General features: G+C 60.2%; 4 protein-coding genes and 1 riboswitch. All 4 genes read right to left on the minus strand.

Annotated elements, in window-relative coordinates; all coding sequences use genetic code 11:
• Positions 1-825: serine hydroxymethyltransferase (gene glyA, locus Q0L62_RS11445; protein ID WP_296679918.1), on the minus strand; the 825-nt coding region annotated here is incomplete at its 3' end.
• 22 nt (positions 826-847) lie between these two features.
• Positions 848-1,285, minus strand: coding sequence for an RpiB/LacA/LacB family sugar-phosphate isomerase (locus tag Q0L62_RS11450; RefSeq protein ID WP_296679878.1), 438 nt, complete (start codon positions 1,283-1,285; stop codon positions 848-850).
• 130 nt (positions 1,286-1,415) lie between these two features.
• Positions 1,416-1,497, minus strand: a riboswitch (ZMP/ZTP riboswitch).
• 82 nt (positions 1,498-1,579) lie between these two features.
• Positions 1,580-3,601: an RNA polymerase sigma factor RpoD gene (gene rpoD, locus Q0L62_RS11455; RefSeq protein WP_296679919.1), complete on the minus strand. Its 2,022-nt coding sequence runs from the start codon at positions 3,599-3,601 to the stop codon at positions 1,580-1,582.
• 16 nt (positions 3,602-3,617) lie between these two features.
• On the minus strand, positions 3,618-5,237 hold a 1,620-nt coding region (gene dnaG / locus Q0L62_RS11460), incomplete at its 5' end, for a DNA primase (RefSeq protein ID WP_296679880.1).

The raw sequence follows: 5,237 nt of genomic DNA on the forward strand, positions 1-5,237 counted from the left end.
GACCAGAGGGCCACCCTGCAGGCCAGGGAAAACCGCGGAATTGAACTTCTTGGCGAGATCTTCCTCATTGGTCAGGATCACACCCGAGCGCGGACCGCGAAGCGACTTGTGAGTCGTGGTAGTCACCACATGAGCATGAGGAAATGGGGATGGGTGGGCACCGCCCGCGACCAAACCGGAAAAGTGGCTCATATCCACCATCAGCCAAGCGCCGACCTCGTCCGCAATTTCGCGAAACCTCTCGAAATCCCAAACTCGGGAGTAGGCTGTACCACCGGCGATAATTAGTTTTGGCTTGTGTTCACGCGCCAGTCGCTCAACTTGCTCCATGTCCAGCTGTTCGTCATCTTGGCGCACGCCGTAAGGCACCGGATTGAACCACTTGCCGCTCATGTTAACAGGGCTACCGTGTGTCAGATGGCCGCCTGAGTTGAGATCAAGACCCATAAACGTGTCGCCAGGCTGCAGCAGAGCGAAAAACACAGCCTGGTTCATCTGGCTGCCGGAATTGGGCTGAACGTTCGCAAACTGGCAGCCGAACAGCGCCTTGGCTCGTTCAATCGCCAGTGTTTCGACGATGTCGGCATATTCACAGCCGCCGTAATAGCGCTTGCCCGGATATCCCTCGGCATATTTGTTCGTGAACACCGATCCGGTAGCATCAAGCACCGCGCGGCTGGTGATATTTTCAGAGGCGATCAGTTCGATCTTGGTCTGTTGACGGTGCAATTCGCCTTTGACGGCCGCAAAAACCTCGGGGTCTGCGCTGGCCAGTTGCTCGGTAAAGAAACCGGCGCTGCGGATCGCGGGCTTGGCATCAAGAATTGCGTTCACGTGGGCGAACTCCTCAGCAGGAAGGATGGGTCAGTTTTTCAACGCGTGGACCGTGTCGTCCGCCGGCAAACTTGCCAGCAAGAAACGCGTCCAAGCAGGCTTTGGCCATATCATCGCCGGTCAGCCGTGCGCCCATCGCGATAACGTTTGCATCGTTGTGCTCTCGCGCAAGGGTGGCGGAATAGGGATCGCTCACCCGTGCGCAGCGGCATGCCGGGTTGCGATTCACCGCGATCGAAATGCCGATACCCGATCCGCAAAGGGCTACGCCTAAATGCGCAGTGCCGTCAGCCACGACAGAAGCGAGCCTGTAGCCAAAATCCGGATAGTCGACTCGGTCGGCGGTTTCAGGGCCGAGATCGGCTACGTCGTGACCCAGTTCGATCAAATATTCGCGCAAGGTCGCCTTCAGATCGACGGCTGCGTGGTCAGAGGCGATGGCTATGCGCAATGCGGTGATCCGGCTGGAATTAGACTCGGCTCGGCCAATAAACGGGGCGCGAAGCATTGGCCAGCGCTGAACCCTGTCGAAAAGGGAATTATCGGATGAATGACCGGCACGGCACACCTTGCAAGACAGGTAAAAGTGCCCAGACGAGCGGCAAAGCCAAGGTCACGCTCCACGGCGGTAATCCGCCTGCCTCGTCAGTCACGTAACACCTAGGCTGCTAGGCCGATATCTCGATTCTGTAAAGTCGCCGGGCGTAAAACCTGAAAAACCCCGCAAAAGCGGGGTTTTCCTGTATCACTGATCAAGGAAGGAGCGCATCTTCCTCGAGCGGCTCGGATGCTTGAGCTTGCGCAAAGCTTTGGCTTCGATCTGGCGGATACGTTCGCGCGTGACCGAGAACTGCTGACCGACTTCCTCGAGAGTGTGGTCGGTGTTCATGCCGATGCCGAAGCGCATCCGCAGTACGCGTTCTTCGCGCGGGGTCAGGCTGGCCAGGACGCGGGTGACTGTTTCCTTGAGGTTGGCCTGAATCGCAGCATCGACCGGAATGATCGCGTTCTTGTCCTCGATGAAGTCACCCAGATGCGAATCTTCCTCGTCGCCAATCGGCGTTTCGAGTGAAATCGGCTCTTTCGCGATTTTCATCACCTTGCGGACTTTTTCGAGCGGCATCGATAGCCGCTCGGCCATTTCCTCAGGCGTCGGCTCGCGGCCTTGCTCGTGCAGGAACTGGCGGCTGGTGCGGACCAGCTTGTTGATCGTCTCGATCATATGGACCGGTATGCGGATGGTGCGCGCCTGATCGGCGATCGAACGGGTGATCGCCTGGCGTATCCACCAGGTGGCATAGGTGCTGAACTTGTAACCCCGGCGGTATTCGAACTTGTCGACCGCCTTCATCAGGCCAATGTTGCCTTCCTGAATAAGATCAAGGAATTGAAGGCCACGGTTCGTGTATTTTTTTGCAATGGAAATCACGAGACGCAGGTTCGCTTCGACCATTTCCTTCTTGGCAATCCGTGCTTCGCGTTCGCCCTTCTGGACCATGTTGACGATGCGGCGGAACTCACCCAGCGCCATGCCGGTGGCGGCGGCAATATCGGCGATTTCGGCGCGGATGCGTTCAACCGGATCGGCTTCGGTTGCGGCGAAAGCTGCCCATTTCTTGTCCTTGGCCGATTGGGCCTGGAGCCAGCCATCGTCGAGTTCGTGTCCGACATAGCTGTCTAGAAAGTCCTTGCGATTGACTTTGTGGCGTTCGGCCAAGCGCAACATTTGGCCGCCTAGCGCGGTCAAGCGGCGGTTGAAGGCATATAGGTTGTCGACCAGGTATTCGATCTTGGTCGCGTGAAATTGCACGCTTTCCACCTGCGCAGTAAGATCCTCGCGCAGCTGCTGATACTGCCGTTCCTTTGCCGGGGGAAAATCGCCGCCCAGGCTCATCGCATTAAGACGGTCGGCCTGGATCTTTTCGAACTTTCGGAACAGTGAGGTGATCAGCGCGAACTTCTCAAGCGCCTCAGGCTTGAGCTGCGCTTCCATCTGCGCGAGGCTGAGAGTGTTGTCTTCCTCTTCCTCTTCAACCGGACGGCGAGCGCGGCGCTCGATACCGTCTTCGTCCTCGTCCTCGTCAGCCGAGGCTTCTTCCTCGACGTCCTCTTCTTCCTTGTAGGAAGGACCAGCGGTAGCTTCGCTGATTTCGCCGTCGCCCTCTTCCTCACCATCTTCGGTCAGGTTTTCGGGCTGGGGTTCCTTTGACAGCATGGCGTCGAGATCAAGGATCTCGCGAAGCTGCATTTCCTCGTTGTTCAGGGCCTGCGACCACTGAATGATCGCATGGAAAGTGATCGGGCTTTCGCACAAACCCAGGATCATCGTATCGCGCCCGGCTTCGATCCGCTTGGCGATGGCGATTTCGCCTTCGCGGCTGAGCAATTCAACCGCACCCATTTCGCGCAGGTACATCCGCACCGGATCATCGGTGCGCTCGATGATTTCCTTCTTTTTGACCAGGTCGGGCCGTTCAGCCATGCCGTCGGGTTGTTCGTCGACTTCGTCGACTTCCTTCTCTTCGGGATCGACCGCGTCTTCATCGCTTTCAACGATGTTCACGCCCATTTCGCTGATCGCGGACATAATGTCCTCAATCTGCTCGCTAGTCATCTGGTCTTGCGGCAGGGCCTCGTTCAGCTCGTCAACTGTAATCACGCCGCGCCGCTTGGCGCGGGCGATCAGTTTCTTGATCGATGCTTCGTTGAGGTCGATCAGGGGAGCATCGCCGCCCTCCTTCTCGTTGCCGGTGAAATCTTCGTCCATCAGTCCGCCATAATTATCATTTCGGGGCCGCTTCATCAGAAGCGGCGGCGCGCGCGCTGGCCATTTGCCGCAGTCGGGCGTCGAAAGCCAGCTTTCTCTTCAGCAGCCGTTGCTGCTCGGCATAAGCCCCTTCCGAAAGGTCTCGCTCGAACCGCGCCGTAGCCTCCGCCAGCGCCGCGTCAAGAGCTGGCCGTTCAACCAGCAACGCGATCGCTTGGGCAAGGTCTGCCCGGGCCGCTTCCGGCGCCGCGCTGTCGGATAGAAACCCGAACCGAAGCGAGGCGTATTCGTCAGGAGCAGGGGGTGCCATGCCCCGTTGCGCCAATATGGTGAGCAAGCCAGCGCTTTCAAGCGGTTCGACTGCATCGACAGCATCAACCAGTGCGGCAAAGCGCGCGTCGTCCAGCAGCGCGTTGGCCAAAGCATCGGCGTGGCGCGTCAACTCGTCCGGATAGCGCAGCAGACCCGCGAGAATTGCGGCGCTGAGCCCGTCGCGGCCGCCCGCTCCGGTGGCATGGCGCAGGCGCTGCGATTGCTGGGGCGTGCGTTGCCGTTCGGGCGGCGCGGCTCGTCGGCCCGGCGTCCAGGTGCGCTGTTCGCGGCGGGGAAAGGCGAAGGCCGCGAATCGTTCGATCAGATCGCGACGGTAGAGCGCTTGGATGTCGCGATCGGAAATCGTCTCGACATGGGTCATCAGCCGCGCCTTCAGGCCTGCTTTATCCTCTGGCGAGGAAAGCGGGGCGGCATCGCGTTCATGCTCCCAAACAAGATCAAGCAGACTTATCGGCTGGGCCAGGATCGTCTCAAGTGCAGCGACGCCTTCGCGCTTGATCAGATCGTCGGGGTCCATTCCGGCAGGCAGGCGGACGATTTTGAGGCTGTGAGCGGGGCGGAGCAGCGGAAGAGCACGGGCCGCAGCACGCATTGCGGCGCGCTGTCCGGCGGCATCGCCATCAAAGCAGAGGATCGGATTTTCTACCATTCGCCACAGCATCTCGAGCTGCCGCTCGGTCAGAGCCGTGCCCATCGGGGCAACCGCCTCGCCGATCCCGGCGGCGGCAAGAGCGATCACGTCCATCTGGCCTTCAACGACCACGACGCGTCCGCTGGCACGAGACGCTGGGGCAGCGCGGTGCAGGTTGAACAGAGTGCGGCCCTTGTCGAACAGCGGTGTGTCGGGCGAATTGATATACTTGGGTGCATCCTTCTTGTCGGCATCAAGGATCCGTCCGGCAAAGCCGATCACCCGCCCGCGCGCATCGTGGATCGGCATGGTCAGCCGGTCGCGAAAGCGGTCGTAGGGGTCCTTGTCGTCGACCGCGATGCGCAGGCCCGCCTCGATCAGCATGGCCTCATCGAACTGTTTCAGCGCGGCCTTCAAGGCTTGCCGCCCGCCAGGCGCGAAGCCAAAGCCGAACCGCTCCATCGTATGCGGATCGAACCGGCGCGAGGCGAGGTATTCGCGTGCCCTGGCCCCTTCCGGGCTATCAAGCTGCACGCGGTACCAGTCCTGCGCCGCGGATAGCACGTCATGCAGCCCCGCCTGCTGTTCGGCCCGGCGCGCTGCCTGCGGATCGGGTGCCGGAACGTCCAGCCCGGCCTCTGCCGCCAGTTCCTTGACCGCATCCATGAAGGC

The organism is Novosphingobium sp. (assembly GCF_024642085.1).
In the GTDB taxonomy this organism is placed as follows: domain Bacteria; phylum Pseudomonadota; class Alphaproteobacteria; order Sphingomonadales; family Sphingomonadaceae; genus Novosphingobium.

Coding starts and splice junctions, on each gene's coding strand:
- rpoD (WP_296679919.1), bottom strand. CDS start 3,601: ATGGACGAAGATTTCACCGGCAACGAGAAGGAGGGCGGCGATGCTCCC.